The organism is Paracandidimonas soli, assembly GCF_004342005.1.
Taxonomy (GTDB): domain Bacteria; phylum Pseudomonadota; class Gammaproteobacteria; order Burkholderiales; family Burkholderiaceae_B; genus Paracandidimonas; species Paracandidimonas soli.
In genome coordinates this window covers 207,153-224,634 of sequence record NZ_SMBX01000004.1, presented here as the reverse complement: position 1 = coordinate 224,634, position 17,482 = coordinate 207,153, and the positions used below count along the sequence as shown (strand labels likewise).

18 protein-coding genes are annotated in these 17,482 nt (G+C 64.4%); 3 read left to right on the top strand and 15 right to left on the bottom strand.

Going from position 1 to position 17,482, the window contains the following annotated elements:
- Nucleotides 1–8: 8 nt before the first annotated feature.
- The 11 genes from EV686_RS10285 to EV686_RS10235 form a co-directional block, all read right to left on the bottom strand.
- The gene (locus tag EV686_RS10285) at nt 9–1,076 is read right to left on the bottom strand and encodes a MucB/RseB C-terminal domain-containing protein (protein ID WP_132476635.1); all 1,068 of its coding nucleotides are present in this window, start codon (nt 1,074–1,076) and stop codon (nt 9–11) included.
- Nucleotides 1,073–1,594: a sigma-E factor negative regulatory protein gene (locus EV686_RS10280; RefSeq protein WP_243650837.1), complete on the bottom strand. Its 522-nt coding sequence runs from the start codon at nt 1,592–1,594 to the stop codon at nt 1,073–1,075. The genes EV686_RS10285 and EV686_RS10280 overlap by 4 nt, the downstream gene beginning before the upstream one ends.
- Nucleotides 1,595–1,608: 14 nt before the next feature.
- Entirely contained in the window at nt 1,609–2,208 is a 600-nt protein-coding gene (gene rpoE / locus EV686_RS10275) for an RNA polymerase sigma factor RpoE (RefSeq protein ID WP_132476632.1), read from the bottom strand.
- A 161-nt stretch (nt 2,209–2,369) separates the two neighbouring features.
- Complete coding sequence (gene fabF, locus EV686_RS10270; protein ID WP_132476629.1) at nt 2,370–3,599, bottom strand: beta-ketoacyl-ACP synthase II; 1,230 nt, start codon at nt 3,597–3,599, stop codon at nt 2,370–2,372.
- Nucleotides 3,600–3,756: 157 nt separating this feature from the next.
- The gene (acpP, locus tag EV686_RS10265) at nt 3,757–3,993 is read right to left on the bottom strand and encodes an acyl carrier protein (RefSeq protein WP_132476627.1); all 237 of its coding nucleotides are present in this window, start codon (nt 3,991–3,993) and stop codon (nt 3,757–3,759) included.
- Nucleotides 3,994–4,159: 166 nt separating this feature from the next.
- Nucleotides 4,160–4,903 (bottom strand): 3-oxoacyl-ACP reductase FabG, encoded by a 744-nt coding sequence (fabG, locus tag EV686_RS10260; RefSeq protein ID WP_132476932.1) that lies wholly within the window; start codon nt 4,901–4,903, stop codon nt 4,160–4,162.
- A 5-nt stretch (nt 4,904–4,908) separates the two neighbouring features.
- A complete protein-coding gene (gene fabD / locus EV686_RS10255; RefSeq protein ID WP_132476624.1) occupies nt 4,909–5,841 on the bottom strand; it encodes an ACP S-malonyltransferase in 933 nt (310 codons plus the stop codon).
- Between the two features lie 150 nt (nt 5,842–5,991).
- A complete protein-coding gene (locus tag EV686_RS10250; RefSeq protein WP_165972571.1) occupies nt 5,992–6,966 on the bottom strand; it encodes a beta-ketoacyl-ACP synthase III in 975 nt (324 codons plus the stop codon).
- 38 nt (nt 6,967–7,004) lie between these two features.
- On the bottom strand, nt 7,005–8,072 hold the full coding sequence (plsX, locus tag EV686_RS10245; RefSeq protein ID WP_132476618.1) for a phosphate acyltransferase PlsX: 1,068 nt from the start codon (nt 8,070–8,072) through the stop codon (nt 7,005–7,007).
- Between the two features lie 56 nt (nt 8,073–8,128).
- Nucleotides 8,129–8,311 carry a 50S ribosomal protein L32 gene (rpmF, locus tag EV686_RS10240; RefSeq protein ID WP_132476615.1) on the bottom strand — a complete coding sequence of 61 codons (183 nt, stop codon included), beginning with the start codon at nt 8,309–8,311 and terminating at the stop codon, nt 8,129–8,131.
- 62 nt (nt 8,312–8,373) lie between these two features.
- Nucleotides 8,374–8,895 (bottom strand): YceD family protein, encoded by a 522-nt coding sequence (locus tag EV686_RS10235; protein ID WP_165972570.1) that lies wholly within the window; start codon nt 8,893–8,895, stop codon nt 8,374–8,376.
- A gap of 197 nt (nt 8,896–9,092) precedes the next feature.
- On the opposite strand from EV686_RS10235, the gene EV686_RS10230 reads away from it, so the two are divergent.
- Both EV686_RS10230 and EV686_RS10225 read left to right on the top strand, forming a co-directional pair.
- Nucleotides 9,093–9,689 carry a Maf family nucleotide pyrophosphatase gene (locus EV686_RS10230; protein WP_132476609.1) on the top strand — a complete coding sequence of 199 codons (597 nt, stop codon included), beginning with the start codon at nt 9,093–9,095 and terminating at the stop codon, nt 9,687–9,689.
- A 71-nt stretch (nt 9,690–9,760) separates the two neighbouring features.
- Nucleotides 9,761–10,504, top strand: coding sequence for an SAM-dependent methyltransferase (locus tag EV686_RS10225; protein WP_132476606.1), 744 nt, complete (start codon nt 9,761–9,763; stop codon nt 10,502–10,504).
- 9 nt (nt 10,505–10,513) lie between these two features.
- Here the strand turns inward: EV686_RS10225 and EV686_RS10220 are convergent, their stop codons facing one another.
- The 4 genes from EV686_RS10220 to EV686_RS10205 form a co-directional block, all read right to left on the bottom strand.
- Nucleotides 10,514–11,167 (bottom strand): protein-methionine-sulfoxide reductase heme-binding subunit MsrQ, encoded by a 654-nt coding sequence (locus tag EV686_RS10220; RefSeq protein ID WP_243650836.1) that lies wholly within the window; start codon nt 11,165–11,167, stop codon nt 10,514–10,516.
- A 10-nt stretch (nt 11,168–11,177) separates the two neighbouring features.
- Nucleotides 11,178–12,137, bottom strand: coding sequence for a protein-methionine-sulfoxide reductase catalytic subunit MsrP (gene msrP / locus EV686_RS10215; protein ID WP_132476603.1), 960 nt, complete (start codon nt 12,135–12,137; stop codon nt 11,178–11,180).
- 72 nt (nt 12,138–12,209) lie between these two features.
- Nucleotides 12,210–12,869, bottom strand: a complete 660-nt coding sequence (locus EV686_RS10210; protein WP_132476600.1) for an HAD family hydrolase — start codon at nt 12,867–12,869, stop codon at nt 12,210–12,212.
- The gene (locus EV686_RS10205) at nt 12,866–13,837 is read right to left on the bottom strand and encodes an RluA family pseudouridine synthase (RefSeq protein ID WP_132476597.1); all 972 of its coding nucleotides are present in this window, start codon (nt 13,835–13,837) and stop codon (nt 12,866–12,868) included. The genes EV686_RS10210 and EV686_RS10205 overlap by 4 nt, the downstream gene beginning before the upstream one ends.
- Nucleotides 13,838–14,341: 504 nt before the next feature.
- Between EV686_RS10205 and EV686_RS10200 the strand changes: the two genes are divergently transcribed.
- Nucleotides 14,342–17,443 (top strand): Rne/Rng family ribonuclease, encoded by a 3,102-nt coding sequence (locus tag EV686_RS10200; RefSeq protein WP_132476594.1) that lies wholly within the window; start codon nt 14,342–14,344, stop codon nt 17,441–17,443.
- Nucleotides 17,444–17,482: the final 39 nt, after the last annotated feature.

Here is a 17,482-nt window from a genome sequence, read left to right as displayed (position 1 = left end):
TCCTTCAATTACTCGGTTGAACCTGTGCGCTCGCCGGGCGTCTGGTTGCCCGCGGGCGGAACGAACTGTGTGCGCTCGATCAGATCCTGAAGGGCGGCGGAGGGAACGTCGCCGACCGCCGTCATCCAGAAATCGCCGATGCGCAGCTTCTGGATATTCAATGAACCCTTGCTGACCGAACCGGCGGACCGTCCCGGCTCTCCGTCGCCGAAAGGCTCGATGAAGACCGAAATGGCGGCCAGCCCGTCGGACAGGACGAGTTGCTCCACCCGCCGGCTTTCCGACATTGGACGGGAGAGCTGTGTAATAGTTCTGAATCCGGCCGGAACGGAAATGCGCCAGCCCTTGCGCGCGAAATCGGCATGCGTCTTGCGCGGCTCCAGCACCTGCCAGCCGGCAGTATCCCAGGAGGGCTCCAGTTGGTCCGGCGTGACGTCCTTGCCCAATTGCAGGCTGGTGAAGGCGATCTGGTCCAGCACGCCATGCTCCGGGCTGAGCACCTGCAGCTTCAGCAGCAGGTGCGTCTTCGCATCAGTGCACAGCCTGTAGCCATAGCGCAGGCTGTCCACGGGAATCAGCTCGTGGACATGGCATTCGTGCCCGGCCACCCTGCCCACAGCCTCATGGGAGCGCACGCGATAATACTGGTCCAGGTCCTGCCCGTCTCCCAGCATGATGGCGGGGAAGCGGTCGCCGCGGCTGCGTTCGCGGATGATGATCTTCTGTTCCGGGATGAGGCACTGCACGGTCTCGTTGTGGCGCAGGAATTCGCGCGGCTCGCCGTCCAGCAGTTCCAGCCGCTCGCGCTCGCCCGTACCATCGACGACGTGCACGATGCGCGAGGACATCAGGGCGCTGCCCTGCTGGTGCGCGAATACGCCTGCGTAATCAAGCTCGCGCGCCGCGTCCTGGATGCGTGTCAGCAATTCCACCACGGCGCGTCCCTGCTCGGACGCGTCCGCGGCCGGAGCCTGCGCCCAGGCCTGGCCGGCACAGGCCGCCAGCCCCATCCACAGGGCCGCCAGCGCTCTTTTGAAGGACGCTCCCTGGCGCGCCCGCACCGCCATTACGCTCATGGCCGGGCTTCCCCTGCGCTGAACGAAGCGCGCATGACGGAACCCGAGCCGGTCAGTTCGCGATGCGCCTCGAGGTAATCCTGCATGCGCGTTTCCTCGCCTGCCGTCGCCAGCATGGGAGGCATGTCCGCGGCGGGCTGGGAGCCCGCGCCGGACAGGTAAGGCAGGGCCACCCATGCCACCGCGGCCACGGCCGCGGCCACCGCGACGCCGGACAGCCCCAGGCGTACGGTCTGGCGCCGCCTGTGCCAGGCGATCGGCGCGACGATGGAGGGTTCTTCATCGATGGCGTGCGACAGGCGGGCGTAGAAGAATTCGCTGGGACGGATGGCCAGGCTCTCGTTGCGCATGACATCGCCGATGAGATGGTAGGTTTCCCAAAGATGGCGGCCATAAGGGGTCTCCGTGTCTTCCGTACGGATATCCTCTTCGCCATCGACCCAGGCAGAGACAGCCGCCTCGAGCGAAGCGGGAACTTCGGGATCTGCTTGCTGCATTGTCTGACGGGCTGCTTCCATGCTTTGGTTGCTCCTTAACCGCGACGGTCCATGTCGGTATCCATGACGGGGCGCAGACGGGACGCAATGGCCTCCCGCGCCCTGAAAATGCGCGAACGCACCGTTCCGATGGGACACCCCATGGTCTGGGCAATATCGTCGTAACTCATGCCTTCGATCTCGCGCAGCACGATGGCCGTGCGCAGGTCTTCGGGCAAATCCTTGATTGCATCATTGACAGCCTGAACCACCTGCTGGCTTACCATCATGGATTCAGGAGTGCCGATATCGCTTAGTGTGTCGATCTGGCTAAAAGTTTCACCGTCCTCGTTTTCGAGCGCGGACAGGCTCACCGGACGCCTGCCGCTGGCCTGCTGCCAGTTGCGCGCCGAATTGATGGCGATGCGGTACAGCCAGGTATAAAAAGCGCTTTCCCCGCGGAATTGCGGCAGGGCCCTGTAGGCCTTGATGAAGGTTTCCTGGGCAACGTCCTCGATTTCCGCCGGATCGCGGATCATCCGCGACAGCAGCCGCATGATCTTGCGCTGGTACTTCAGCACCAGGAGATCGAATGCGCGCTTGTCGCCGCGCTGCACCCTGGCTACCAGTTCGGCATCGACATCGCGCTCGCTCATGCGCATTCCTTCGTGCAGGCTGGCCGCACTGAAACGATCATGCCGACCCGGGCGCCCGGCCGGGGCATGCGCCCCCAGGCCGGAACCGGATCATCGCAGCGTATCTCCGCCAGGGCTGCCGGGCGGCGGTACGATGGTAGTTCCCTCACGCGGCTTCCCGCTTACACCCGCTTCACGATCATGGAACCGTTGGTTCCGCCGAAACCGAAGGAGTTGGACAGGGCGTATTCAATCTGCAGATCCCGCGCCTGGTTGGCGTTGTAATCGAGGTCGCACTCGGGGTCCTGATTGAAGATATTGATGGTGGGAGGCGCCACCTGGTGATATACCGCCAGCGTGGTGAACACGGCCTCGATGCCGCCAGCCGCGCCCAGCAAGTGGCCGGTCATGGACTTGGTCGAATTGACGACCGTCTTGTAGGCGTGATCCCCCAGAGCCAGCTTCAGGGCGTTGGTTTCGTTCTTGTCGCCCAGCGGCGTGGACGTGCCGTGCGCGTTGACGTACTGGATCTGGTCCGGATTGATGCCGGCGCTGCGCATGGCATGCACCATGCCGCGGCGGGGGCCGTCGCTGTCCGGCGTCGTGATGTGATGCGCATCGGAGCTCATGCCGTAGCCGACGAATTCGCCGTAGATGCGCGCGCCGCGCTTGCGGGCGTGCTCGTATTCTTCCAGTACGACGGCGCCTGCACCTTCGCCCAGCACGAAGCCGTCGCGATCGCGGTCCCAGGGACGCGATGCGGTTTCGGGATCGTCGTTGCGCGTGGACAGCGCGCGCATGGCGGCGAAGCCGCCCACGCCCAGCGGAGATACCGTGCCCTCGGCGCCTCCGGCGACCATGACGTCGGCATCGCCGTATTCGATCAGGCGCGCCGCGTCGCCGATGGAGTGCAGGCCCGTGGTGCAGGCGGATACCACGGCATAGCTGGGGCCCTTCAGGTTCAGCAGGATGGACAACTGGCCGGAAATCAGGTTGATCAGCGATGCGGGAACGAAGAACGGGGAAATACGGCGCGCGCCGCGTTCGAGGTATTCCTTCTGCATTTCCTCGATGCGGGGCAGGCCGCCGATGCCGGAACCGATGATGGTGCCCATGCGGTCGGCCGTGGCGTCCGTGGACTCCAGGCCGGAATCGCGCCATGCCTGCAGGCCGGCAGCCAGGCCGTAATGGATGAAAGTATCCATCTGCTTGGCTTCCTTGCCGGAAATGTACTGCGTGATATCGAAATCTTTGACTTCACCCGCGATATGCGAATTCAAGGCGGAAGGATCAAAGCGCGTAATGCGCCCGATGCCGGAACGGCCATTGACGATATTGTTCCAGGCGCTATCGATATCGTTGCCTACCGGCGAGACTATACCGAGACCGGTAATGACGACGCGTCGCTTCACGGATGACTCCTAAAATGAAAAGGCGGCAAGAAGTGAATTAACACACTGCCGCCCCCAAACCAGTTCATGATCTGGCATGACACGGCATCCGGCAGGATGCCGTACGGATAACACGGCTCTGTCTTCATGACGGCAGAGCCTGCCATCGAGAATCGGATTACTGCTTGTGCGATTCGATGTAGTCAACAGCCTGTTGCACCGTCGTGATCTTCTCGGCTTCTTCATCCGGGATTTCAGTTTCGAATTCGTCTTCGAGTGCCATCACGAGCTCGACCATGTCGAGCGAATCGGCACCGAGGTCGTCAAGAAAAGAAGATTCGTTTTTGATCTCGGCTTCGTTGACGCCAAGTTGTTCAGCGACGATCTTCTTGACGCGCTGTTCGATGCTTTCCATGCAGATCTCCAATTAGGGAAAAATTCCCGCGAATTATAGCCAAACGAAAAAATTATTGGTGCTGGCCACGACAAAAAAACGGCAAAACAGAGGCGAAGGTCAGGGTTTTTCTGGACATCCGCCACCCATGCTGCCAACTACACAAGACGGATTTTACTATGACCCGTCATTCCATATACATGCCGCCATTGACGTGCAATGTAACGCCCGTGACATAAGCGGCATTCGGCGAAGCCAGGAAGCCGACCGCATGCGCCACGTCTTCGGCCCTGCCAAGGCGTCCCAGGGGCACCTGAGTCAGGATGGCCGAGGTCTGGTCTTCGCTGAGCACGCGCGTCATGTCGGTTTCGATGAAGCCCGGGGCCACGCAGTTGACCGTAATGTTGCGGCTGCCGAGCTCCTTGGCCAGGGCGCGGGCGAGGCCGGCCACGCCCGCCTTGGATGCCGCGTAATTGGCCTGGCCCGCGTTGCCGCTGCTGCCGATGACGGACGTGATGTGGACGATGCGGCCCCAGCGAGCCTTCATCATGGGCTTGGTCACAGCGCGCGACAGGCGGAATACCGCATTCAGATTGGTGTCGATGACGGCCGACCAGTCTTCGTCCTTCATGCGCATGAACAGGCCGTCGCGAGTGATGCCTGCATTGTTCACCAGGATATGGGGGCCGCCGTCCTCCGCCGCCAGTTGCGCCACCAGGGCCTCGACCGCTGCGGCGTCATTGACGTTCAGCACGACGCCCTTGCCGCCAAGCGGAGCCAGGGCCTCGGAAATGCCGGCTGCCCCGGATTCGCTGGTCGCCGTGCCGACGACGCGCGCGCCCTGCTGCGCCAGTTCCTGGGCAATGGCCTTGCCGATGCCGCGCGTAGCGCCGGTTACCAGCGCGGTCTTGCCTTCCAGTGTCTTTTGCATGCTTGTCATCCCTGTAGTGTTTCCAAAGCGGCCTGCATGGAGGCCGGGTCCGTGATCGCAAGCCCGGTCAGATCACCGTCGATGCGCTTGGTCAGGCCGGTCAGGACCTTGCCTGGGCCGCACTCGACCACATGCGTCACGCCCTGCGCCTTCATGGCCTGGACGACTTCGACCCAGCGCACCGGACGCCATGCCTGGCGCACGAGGGCGTCGCGGATGCCTTCCGGATCCGAGGGGCTGGCGACGTCCACGTTGTTGATCAGGGGGATGGACGGACTGGACAGCGTCACACCCGCCAGGGCCCGCTGCAACACCTCGGCGGCCGGCCGCAGCAGGCTGGAGTGGAACGGCGCGGATACCGGCAGCGGCAGCGCGCGCTTGGCGCCAGCCTGCTTGGCCAGTTCGCAGGCGCGTTCGACGGCGGATTTGTGCCCCGCGATGACGACCTGCGCGGGAGCATTGAAGTTGACGGCCTCGACCACTTCGCCCTGCGCCGCCTGCTCGCAGACGGACAGCACAGCGGCGTCATCCAGGCCCAGGACGGCAGCCATGCCGCCGGTTCCGACAGGAACGGCTGTCTGCATGGCATCGGCGCGCACGCGCACGATGCGCACGGCATCGGCCAGCGCCAGCGAACCTGCCGCCGTCAGCGCGGAATACTCGCCCAGGCTGTGGCCCGCCACCAACGCCGGCTCCTTGCCGCCGGCATCGATCCAGGCGCGGTACACCGCCACCGCCGCCGCCAGCATGACAGGCTGCGTATTCGTCGTCAGGTTCAGGTCTTCGGCAGGGCCGCCCGAGATCAGCGCGGCCAGGTCCTGGCCCAGTGCGTCGGAGGCTTCGGCCAGCGTGGACGCCACGGCGGCATTTCCGCTCCATGCGTCGAGCATGCCGACGGATTGCGAACCCTGGCCGGGAAATACAAAGGCAACTTTCATTGTGTCAGTTCGGTTGATTCAGAGGATTCAGAGGGATACGGGCACCGGCGCCGCCATGCCCGGAGGAATTCAGATGATAACCGGGCCGGACCGCCGTCATGCCGGGACAAGGGAAAACCCCGGCAGCGCCCGCGCCACGGCCGGCTCTGCCTACATGCGGACGAGCACGCTGCCCCAGGTGAAGCCGCCGCCCACGCCCTGCATCAGGACTAGGTCGCCGGCCTTGATGCGCCCGTCTCGGCGCGCGGCATCGAACGCCAGCGGCACGCTGGCGGCCGACGTATTGGCATGCTTGTCCAGCGTGACGATGACTTTCTCGTCGGGCACGCCGAGACGGCGGCTGATGGCGCTTAGAATGCGGACATTGGCCTGGTGAGGCACCAGCCAGTCGATGGATTCGACAGGCACGCCGGCCTGCGCGCAGACTTCGGCGGCCGATTTGGTGAGCGCCGTCACGGCCAGCTTGAATACGGCCTGGCCGTCCATGCGCAGGAACGGGTCGCCGACCACGCAGCCATGCGATACGCTGCCCGCCGTGTTCAGGATGCCGGCATAGCTGCCGTCGGCATGGAGCTTGGCGCCCACAATGCCCGGCTCTTCGCTGGCCTGCAGCACCACGGCGCCCGCTCCGTCGCCGAACAGCACGCAGGTGCTGCGATCGTTCCAGTCCAGGATGCGGGAAAAGACTTCGGCGCCAATGACCAGCGCCGTGCGTGCGCGCCCCGCGCGGATCAGCGCTTCGGCCGTGGTCAGCGCATAGACGAATCCGCTGCAGACCGCTTGCACGTCGAATGCGGGGCCGCCCTTGATGCCCAGTTTGGATTGCACCAGGCAAGCCGTGCTCGGGAAGATGAAGTCCGGCGTGGAGGTGGCCACGATGATGAGATCGATGTCCTGCGGGCCGACGCCCGCGTTTTCCAGCGCGGCGCGGCCCGCTTCGGCGGCAAGCTCGCTGGAGGTCACGCCGTCGTCGGCCAGGTGCCGCTGCCGGATGCCCGTGCGCTCCGTGATCCAGGCATCGGAGGTTTCGATCTGGCGCTGCGCCAGATCGGCCGCCAACTGGTCATTGGTAACAATACGAGGCGGCAGATAACTGCCCGAACCGATTATCCTGGCATGGGACATGATCGACTTCCTGATGCCCGCGTCTGGAGCGCGGACTGTTATACCGCTGGTTGAGGGGAGTCCTGCTGTTCCTTGGCCGCCTGCATGTATTGCCGCAGGCTGTCCACCGTACGGGCGGTGTCGTCGAGCAGGCCGTTCTGCACGGCTTCGTGCGCGCGCTGCAGGGCGCAGCCGAACGCATAGGCATCGGCGGAGCCGTGGCTCTTGATGACGATGCCGCGCAGGCCCAACAGGGCCGCGCCATTGTAGCGCCGATTATCCACCCTGCCACGGAAGCGGCGCAGGACGGGCATGGCGACGAGCCCGGCCAGCTTCGACAGAGCCGAACGCTGGAACTCTTCGCGCATCATGCTGGACACCATGCGCGCCAGGCCCTCGATGGACTTCAGCACGACATTGCCCACGAATCCGTCGCAGACCACGACGTCGACGGTACCCTTGCAGATATCGTCGCCCTCGACATTGCCGTGGAAATTGAGGCCGCTGCTGCGCAGCAGCTCGGCCGCGCGCTTGACCACCTCGTTGCCCTTGATGACCTCTTCGCCGATATTGAGCAGGCCGACCGACGGCCGGTTGCGCTGCTCGACGGCAGACACCAGCGCCGTTCCCATGATGGCGAATTGCAGCAGGTGTTCGGCGGTGCAGTCCACATTGGCGCCCAGGTCGAGCACGGTGGTGCCGCCGCCCTTCTGGTTGGGGATGACGGTGGCGATCGCCGGGCGGTCGATGCCATCCAGCGTCTTGAGCACGTAGCGCGAAATGGCCATGAGCGCGCCGGTATTGCCGGCGGACACGAAGGCCTGCGCTCGTCCGTCCTTGACGGACTGGACGGCTACGCGCATGGATGAGTCTTTCTTGCGACGCAGGGCGACTTCGACCGGGTCGTCCATGGCGACGACCTCGGAGGCATGAATGATCTCGTACCAGTCGCGGCCCAGGCCGCCCTGGTCCTTCAGGGCCGCCCGAATCGCGGTGGAGTCGCCTACCAGCAGGAGTTTTGTATCTGGATTGCGCCTGGCAAACTGCAGCGCGGCAGGCACCGTCACCGGCAAGCCGGCATCGCCACCCATGCAATCGATGGCGATGCAAATTGGATTGTGTGGCATGTGTGACGTGTTATGTGTGGTAGCGCATCGGCGCCCGTTGCCGGGCGGGATGGATATTACTCGTCGTTCTTGGTCTTCAGAACCTTGCGGCCGCGGTAGATGCCGTTGGGGCTGATGTGGTGACGCAGGTGCAGTTCGCCGGTCGTCGGCTCGATTGCGGTTGCCGGCGCCGAGATGGCATCGTGCGAACGGTGCATGCCGCGACGCGACGGGCTTTTCTTGTTTTGCTGAACGGCCATGATGGACTCCTGAATGCAAGGCGCTATTGTAAGCGCGGCCCTGCGAATTAAGTTGCTTGAAATCAAATTTTCTTCAACCCGGCCAGCGCCGCGAACGGCGAAGGCCTGGCGTTTTGCGTGTCGTCCGGCGCATCGCCGTCATCCTGACCCGGCAATGCGATGCAGACGTCGTGCCTTGGAGCGTAGGGGACGGCCATGATGAGCTCGTCCTCGACAAGTTCCAGAATGTCGAACCGATGCGACCCGACAATCTGGTCGGGAGCATCGTCGTCCGCCATGGCATCGGCGTCGCTTTCGTCCGCCAGGGCGGACTCGGACGGCACGATCTCCAGTCTCGTATCAACCTGCACCGGATGAAGCATCGGCTCCATGCAGCGCTGGCACTCCAGCATGACGACCGCCTGCACTTGCAGGCGCATGAACATGCGCCCGCCGGCATCGCTTTCGCCGGAAACCTTCCATGCGACACGACTGCCTTCCGGCTGCCCGGGCAATCCGTCGAGCAGGCGTTCGAATCCGGACAGCGAGACATCCCCCTGGCGATCTTCGCCGGAGCGCGCAAGCGCGAATGTATCGATATGCATGATTCTGTCCACCTGCCGTCTGGCTGCGCCGCACCCATAGGTGAAATCACAGACAGAAGAAAACATTCGATTATGTACCACTCGACCCTCATCAGTCAAATAAAGACTGCGACAAAACCGACATGGCGTGGCCTTCGCGCACCACTATCGTCGATAATACCGCTTTTGTTCCACTTGCCCCGCAGCGGGCGCCCGCCATGTCCCTGATTCTCGCCTCCGGCTCCCCCTACCGCAAAGCCATGCTCGCGCGCCTGCGCCTGCCGTTCCGTACCATATCCCCCGACGTGGACGAATCCCCGCGCGAAGGCGAAACTCCCGCCGCCATGGCGCTGAGACTGTCCGTCGCCAAGGCGCTGACGGTCGCCGAACGGAATCCGGGCGCCGTCGTGATCGGCTCCGACCAGGTCGCCACGTTCCAGGGCCGCAAGATCGGCAAGCCGGGCGGCTTCGAGAAGGCGCGCGAGCAGTTGCTGTCGTTCAGCGGCCAGACTGTCGAATTCCACAGTGCGCTGTGCGTCACCGATGGACGGCGCCAGGAAACACGCGACGTGGTGACATTCTGCCGCTTCCGCCAGTTGTCGGAAGAAGCGATCGAAACCTACCTGCGCCTGGAGCAGCCCTACGACACGGCGGGCAGCGCCAAGGCGGAAAGCCTGGGCATCACCCTGATGGACAGCATGCAGTCCGACGACCCCACCGCCATCATCGGCCTGCCTCTCATCGCCTTGTCGCAGATGCTGCGCCAGTTCGGCATCGACCCGCTGATTCCGGGCAGCGTGCCGGCGGAAGGCTGAGGAAGCGGCGACGCCTCATCCGCCTATGCGCCCCGGCTCTCCCGGATGTATCGATACTCACAAAACCTGACATGAACGACCAGACACAAGCCAAACCCGCCGGATCCTCCGGCTCCCTGCACCTGATCCCCGTCTCCCTGGGCGAAGCGCCCTCCAGCCTTTGGCTGCCCGAAGACGTGCGCCGGCTGGCTGCCGGGCTCACGATCTACATCGCGGAAAACGCCAAGACCGCCCGCGCATTCCTGAAGTCCATCCAGGCCGCGACGCCGCTGCGCGAGATCACCATACACACGCTCGACGCCAGGACCGATGCCCGGGAAATCCGGGAATGGCTGCAACCCTTGCGCCAGGGCGCGGACATAGGCCTGGTCTCGGAGGCGGGCTGCCCTGCGGTGGCCGATCCCGGTGCAAAAGTCGTATCCGTCGCGCATGCGCTGGGCCTGCCGGTTCGCCCATGGACGGGCCCCTCTTCCATCCTGCTGGGCCTGATGGCAAGCGGCCTGGACGGACAGCGCTTTGCATTCCACGGCTATGCGCCTGTCGAGCCCAACGCCAGGGCCGCGCAGTTGCGCACCTGGGAAAACGAATCGCGCAAGCACAACCAGACCCAGATATTCATCGAAACGCCCTATCGCAACACGGCCATGCTGCAGACCCTGCTGCAGGCGCTCAAGGGTACGACCCGCCTGTGCATAGCGCGCGGCCTGACCACGCCCGATGAGTTCATCCGCACGCTGAGCGTGGCGGAATGGAAGAACGCCGCACACCCCGACCTGTCGAAGATACCGACGGTCTTCCTGTTCCTGGCGACGTAGTCCGGATCCCTACTTCGCACCGCGCCGCAAGCGGGCCAGCCCCAGGACCAGCGCGGCCGCGATCGCCCACCAGACGTCGGCGTAGTCCGTCTTGCCGGAACGCATCAGCCAAAAATGCCAGAGCGAAAGCGCCGCGACCGGATAGATGGCGTAGTGCAGCCGCTGCCACCACGCCCCCAGGCGCAAGCGCCAGCCCCTGGTGGAAGTCAGCGCCATCCAGATCAGCGGCACATACGCCAAGGCGCCGACCTGCAGGAACGTGCGCTGCAATATGTCCTGCCACATCGGCGCCAGGGCAAAACCCCATTCCCACAGCGCCCAGCCCAGCACATGCAGGGTGGCATAGAAGAAGGCGAACAGCCCCAGCATGCGCCTGTAGCGCAGCGGGGCCGTCCAGCCCGCCCAGCGCCGCATCGGAGATACCGCCAGCACCGCCCCCAGGGCGACCAGGCTCCAGATGCCGGACGAGCGTATCAGGAACTCGGGCGGATTGACGCCCAGTTGCCCGGCATAGCCCAGCCACACCCAGCGCCATGCCGGAAACAGGCACGCCAGGAACACCAGGCACCATTGCAGGGAAAAGGTGTAGCGCCCGGCAGCCCGGCCGCTCGTGTCCGCACGCGCTCCCCGTCTGGACCCTCCCCCCATTCCAGCTTCCTTCATGCCGCCCGGCTCAATAATTCTGGCGCAGGTCCAGCCCCGCATACAGGGAAGCCACCTGGTCCGCATAGCCATTGAACAATTGCGTCCGCACCCTGGGAGCGAACACGGAGCCGCCGATGCGGCGCTCCATGGCCTGGCTCCAGCGCGGATGCGGCACGTCGGGGTTCACATTGGCGTAGAACCCGTACTCGTGCGGCGCCACTTCCATCCAGCTCGACATCGGCAAATGCTCCACGACACGGATGCGCACAATGGACTTGGCCGACTTGAAGCCGTATTTCCAGGGCACTGCCAGCCGCACGGGCGCCCCGTTCTGATTGGGCAGTTGCTTGCCGTACAGGCCATAGACCAGCATGGTCAGCGGATGCATGGCCTCGTCCATGCGCAGCGACTCCCGGTACGGCCAGCGCAGGATGCGGCTGCGCAGCCCGGGCATGGCTTCGGGCTGCATGTCCGTGACGAATTCCACGTACTTGGCATTGCCCGTGGGCTCCACCTTGCGCAACAGCGCCGAGAGCGAATATCCCATCCAGGGGATCACCATGGACCAGGCCTCGACGCAGCGCAGGCGATAGATGCGCTCTTCCATGGGCGCCAGTTTCAGCAGTTCGTCCAGGCCGAACACCTTGGGCCTGGCCACCTCTCCCTCGACCTCGATGGTCCAGGGCTCCGTCTTCATGGGTCCGGAGAACAGGAAGGGATCCTCCTTGTCCAGGCCGAATTCATAAAAATTGTTGTAGGTCGTGATATCGCGCTCGGGCGTCAGGTCTTCGGACACGCTCAGGGCCGCATTGCGCTTGCCCGCCAGGGCGGGCTTGTCCGGCTGGGACTGCGCCCGCGATGCGCCGCTCCAGCCTAGTCCCGTTGCCGCAAGCCCGGCCGCGGCCAGCAACTGCCTGCGCGAGCGCCAGACAGGCTCGGGCGTAATGGCGGACGGAAGAATGGGCGGGGAAGGATTCAGGTTTGCCATGGGAGTGCCTCCTGGACGCTTTATGTATTCTACTGCCGGGCCGCGTCCCACTGAAAAAAAACTGCTCCCGCCCTACTCCTCCAGCCGGGGCAGCAGCCATGAACGCAGCTGCGCCACATCGGAAACCATGGCTGTCGGCGAGGCCGACAGCAGCGTGGCTCGATCGTGCGCGCCATAGGTGACCGCCACGCTGTCCACCCCGGCACGGCTGGCCATTTCGATATCGTGCGTCGTGTCGCCTATCATCAGCACGCGCTCGGGCGGCAGCGACAAGGCATCCATGATTTCCAGCAGCATGGCGGGATCCGGCTTGCTGGCCGTTTCGTCCGCGCATCGCGTGACGCGGAAACAGTCTCTCAATTGCAAGCGGTCCAGTGCGCGATCCAGCCCCTTGCGGCTCTTGCCCGTAGCCACCGCCAGATCCGCCCGACGCAGCCGAATTTCCGAAAATACGTCCGTAATACCGTCAAATAGATGCAATTCACCATCTTTTTGCAGGTAATGCGTACGAAAACGCTCAACAAACAGTGGCAACTGCGCCGCAGTGAGATCGGGCACGGCCCTGTAGAGCGCGCTTTCCAGCGACAAGCCGATCACCCACCGGGCCTGCTCCACGGGCGGCACGGGCAGGCCGATGTCGGCGCACGCATCCTGTATGGATACCACGATGGAATGCGTCGAGTCCATGACCGTGCCGTCCCAATCGAACACAACCGCGCTGTACCGCTTCATTTATCTCCCTCCCCGAGTTGCGCCAGCAGACGCTCGCAGTCCTGCGGCAGTTCCGCGCGCAATTCGAGCAATCCCCCCGTCGATGGATGCGGGATATCCAGCCGCCAAGCATGCAGGAACATGCGCCCGAAGCCCCGCCGCGCGAAATATTCGCGCGTCGCATCGTTCCCGTACTTGTCGTCGCCGACGATGGGAAACCCTTCCGACCGCAGATGCACGCGGATCTGGTGGGTGCGTCCCGTGCGCAATTCCGCATCGACCAGGCTGTAGCGCCCGTAGCGTTGCCGCAATGTAACAATGGTGTGCGCCGGCTTGCCCTGCGGATCCACTTTGACGCGGCGCTCCCCTGATGCCGTCAGCCACTTCAGCAGGGGGCGGCGTATGTGCTGCCGGTCGTTCACCCAGTCGCCCTCGACCAGCGCCAGATAGTGCTTGCGCCCCGCGCCTTCGCGGAACATATCGTGCAATGCCAGCAAGGCCTTGCGGGTCTTGCCCACCAGCAGCAGGCCCGAGGTTTCGCGGTCCAGCCGGTGCGCCAGCTCAAGGAATGCGCCCTGGGGCCGAGATGCCCGGAGCTGCTCGATGACGCCGAACGACACGCCGCTGCCGCCGTGCACAGCCACTCCGGACGGCTTGTCTATGACCAGCAGCGCATCGTCCTCGTAGACAATAGGGAACGCCGCCTTGGGCACGGGCGGCTTTTCGCCCGGGCTCGGCAGGCGCAGCGGCGGTATGCGCACGGCATCGCCCTCCTCCAGCCGGTAGTCGGCGGACGTCCTGCCCTTGTTGACCCTTACCTGCCCGCCGCGAATCGCCTTGTAAAGATGGCTTTTCGGCACTCCCTTGCACAGGCGCAGCAGGAAATTATCCAGGCGCTGCCCGGCATGCTCCGGGCCTACCTGGACAATACTGGCCGCAGGGGAGCGCGGTTCGGGGGATATTGCTTTGCGCGACGGGAAAAGCGGCATATAATTGCGGCAGCCTGTGGATACTGGAAAACACCCAAGCGTAGAGATGCAATGGATGCGTCTCCGTCTGGTCGAAAAAGGCACATTGTACCGTTCCATTTCCAGTTTCCGGGTCACGAGGTCGCCGGTGCAATCCAGGCTGATACGGTTAGAGGTGTGGCACATTCGGCCCGCTAACACGTCCCTACATTTGCCAACCGCGTGCGACGCCGAAAGTCTAGCAACGTTATTGTCATCGCATATGCACCAGCCGCGCCCTCATCCGCGCGTCTGCCGTTCCAGAAAACAGCAATCTACCGTCTAACCACACCTACCGTGAACCTGACCATCCTGCTGACTGAACCTCGCGCCCACCGGCGCAGCGTGCCTGCCTGAAATACCGGGCGGGTTTCGCCTGGCCTGCCGGCCGCAACCCGCCCCCCTGCCAGACCAAGCGTTGCACACCAAGTGATCCAAGGTCGCGTACCGATGAACGGTGCGCCATGACTACGGAGAATCTTGCTCATGAAACGCATGTTGTTCAACGCGACGCACCAAGAAGAATTACGCGTCGCCATTGTCGACGGTCAGAAGCTGATCGACCTCGACATCGAAACCGCCGGGCGCGAACAGCGCAAAGGCAATATCTACAAAGGCGTCATCACTCGCATCGAACCCGGCCTGGAAGCCTGCTTCGTCAGCTACGGCGAAGAGCGCCACGGCTTTCTTCCCTTCAAGGAAGTTGCCCGCAGCTACTTCAAGGAAGGTGTCGACGTCCGCACCGCCCGCATCCAGGATGCGCTGCACGAAGGCCAGGAACTCATCATCCAGGTCGAAAAGGAAGAGCGCGGCAATAAAGGCGCCGCGCTGACCACCTTTATCTCGCTCGCGGGCCGCTACCTGGTGCTGATGCCCAACAATCCGCGCGGCGGCGGCGTATCGCGCCGTGTCGAAGGCGAGGACCGCCAGGAACTGCGCGAGACCATGGACCAGTTGCAAGTGCCCTCCGGCATGAGCATCATCGCGCGCACCGCCGGCATCGGCCGCAGCGTCGAAGAGCTCCAGTGGGACCTGTCCTACCTGATGCAGCTCTGGACCGCCATCGATACCGCCGCGCGCGAAAACAAGGCTCCGATCCTGATCTACCTGGAATCCAGCCTGGTCATCCGCGCCATCCGCGACTACTTCTCGCCCGACATCGGCGAAATCCTGATCGACACCGACGACATCGCCGAGCAGGCCAAGGCCTTCATGAGCGTGGTCATGCCGGACAACGTCCAGCGCGTGAAGCTCTACCGCGACGACGTCCCTCTGTTCTCGCGCTTCCAGATCGAACACCAGATCGAGACCGCCTACGCGCGCACCGTGCAGTTGCCGTCCGGCGGCTCCATCGTCATCGATCACACCGAGGCCCTGGTCGCCATCGATGTCAACTCCGCCCGTTCCACGCGCGGCGCCGACATCGAGGAAACCGCCCTGCGCACCAACCTGGAAGCCGCCGATGAGGCCGCTCGCCAGTTGCGCCTGCGCGACCTCGGCGGCCTGATCGTGATCGACTTCATCGACATGGAAGAAAGCAAGAACCAGCGCGCCGTCGAACAGCGCCTGCGCGACTCGCTGCATCTGGACCGCGCGCGCGTGCAGATGGGCAAGATCTCCCGCTTCGGCCTGATGGAACTTTCCCGCCAGCGCCTGCGCCCGGCCTTGAGCGAAGGTTCGCACGTCACCTGCCCGCGCTGCACCGGCACCGGCGTCATCCGCGATTCCGAGTCCAGCGCCCTGCACGTCCTGCGCCTGCTGCAGGAAGAAGCCATGAAGGAAAACACGGCCGCCCTGTACGCCCAGGTCCCCGTGGACGTCGCCACCTACCTGTTGAATGAAAAGCGCAGCGACATCACCAAGCTGGAATCCCGCCTGAAGGTCAACCTGGTTCTCATCCCGAACAAGAACCTGGAAACGCCGCATCACCACATCGAGCGCCTGCGCTACGACGATCCGCGCCTGGAAGACCTGAAGAACAGTTTCCAGCTGATCCAGCACCCCGAAACCCAGGCCGCCTGGAAACCAAACAAGGAAACGGAAGCCAAGCCGCGCCCCGAAGCCCTCGTCAAGGGCATCACCCCCGCGCAGCCTGCTCCCATCTCCTCGACTCCGGCTCCCCGCAAGGCCGCCGCATCGGCAAAGGCCGAGACAGGTCTGCTCGCACGCCTGTGGCAATGGCTGACGGGCGCCGGCAACGCCGCCGCCGAAGCCACCAGCGCAGGCGCCGCCGCCAAGTCGCGCCAGCAGAACCGCAATCGCGGACGCAGCGGCCAGCCGGGCGACAAGCGCGAGCAACGCCCCCAGGGCGAGCGCGGACGCGGACGCCGCAATGAAGCGCGCACCGGCGATGGCCGTGCCGATAACCGCGGCGAAACCGCAGCCAAAACAGCCGACGCCCCGCAGGCAGGCCGCCAGCAACAGCGCCGCCGTGGCAATGCCGCCGCTCCCGTTGCCGATATGCCGGCGCATGCCGACAAGCGTGTCGAGGCCCAATTGCCTGCCGCTGAGGCTGGCGCGGACAACGGCGAAGCCCGCAATCCCCGCAGCCGCCGCGGACGCGGACGCAACCGGCGCGACGAAAACCAAGTGACGGAATCCGTCGCGGTCGAAGATACCACGCTGCTGCCCGCAGCCGTTGCCGTGGAAGCATTGGTCGCCGAGCCCGCGCCCGCAGCCATCGATCAGGCATCCTTCTCCGGCGATGAGATTCAAGCTGTCGAAGGCGAGGCCGATACGCAGGATACCGAGCGCAAGCGCCGCCGCCGTCGCAGCCGCCGCGGCCGCCGTTCCGGCGATGGCGCAACCATCGCCGCTGACGGAAGCAGTACGGAACTGGACGCCGGCGACGATACTGCCGAATCCTCCGACGAGGGCGCGGAAGATATCCCGGCAGCACCAGCGCCGCGCATCCCCGTGGAGCAGGCCTGGACCATGGGCCAGACGGATCTCCAGGCAACTCCTGCAACTGAAGCGGCAATCGATACCTCGGCCAGCCCTGTCATCGAGGCCGCGCAAGCACCGGAAACCGTGCCCGCCACCGAGTCCAGCCAGCCTGAAGCCACAGCATCTGCGTCTGCAGACAGCCTGCAGACTGCTGACGCAGAAGAGCAACTGTCACCGGTCGCCGAGGCCGCGCCAGCGCCTGCACCTGTTGTTGCGGAACCCGTCGAGCCAACGCCCGCGGCAGTCGATGCCAACGCTTTCACTCCGGAAGCGCCGGCTGCCATCGAAGCCGAAGCCGTCGAGACAGTCTCCGAAGCTGTTGCCGCGCACCCTGTCGGGGTTGCCGCAAGCAGCGTGACCGAGTCCGCTGTCGCTGCGGAAAACGCAACAGAGGCAGACGTGCAAACGCCGGAACAGCCAGCGCCTGCCGCTGCCCCGGCACCTGTGTCCACAGCCCCGCTCGCCGACAATGCGCCTCTCGCCGCGATGCTGGCTTCCGCAGGTATCGAACTGGTGGAAACGCGGGCTGGCGCGGCTGTCTCCACGCCGGCAGCTCCCACCCCCAAGCTGGGGCGCGCGCGCAAACCGGTAGCCTCGACTGCCGATCAGCCCATGCAGCAGGTGGAAACCACCAATCTGTAATCAGCAAGTTGTGCAATGCAACGGGGGCGCATCATATGC